This is a genomic window from Enterobacter sp. SECR19-1250 (assembly GCF_013391025.1).
Taxonomy (GTDB): Bacteria; Pseudomonadota; Gammaproteobacteria; order Enterobacterales; family Enterobacteriaceae; genus Enterobacter; species Enterobacter cloacae.
In genome coordinates, this window is the sequence record NZ_JACASJ010000321.1 from 1 (window position 1) to 366 (window position 366).

A 366-nucleotide genomic window follows, 5' to 3' on the forward strand; every position below is an offset into this window, starting at 1 on the left:
ACCTTCTGCCCTGGCAATTTGGTTTTGTTCTTTATCGGTCATCCAACCATTCCAGAATTCACAAATGTTCCGATTGAAATCATTCATGGCGTGCCCAATTCTGAAAGCCTCTGGATTGTTATGTGTCCGTAATATATATGCATTAATATATTGTTCACGAGATGGTCTTATATTAGGTAACACCCGGCTTCCCCACACCACATCTCCCTGTTTCCACAACGGTTCACTGCGGGTGCGTACCGGCAACTCCTGCTGATAACGTGCATATGCCGCTTCATGGGCATCAATAAATGCAATTATTGCATCACGGGTGGCAGCAAAGTGCGCCGGGGAACTGAACTGTTCCAGCAGATAGCATTCCAGCGG

General features: G+C 46.7%; 1 pseudogene. It reads right to left on the bottom strand.

Going from position 1 to position 366, the window contains the following annotated elements:
• Positions 1 to 366 (bottom strand): annotated as a pseudogene (locus tag HX884_RS26820) (type VI secretion protein ImpA); the annotation flags it as partial.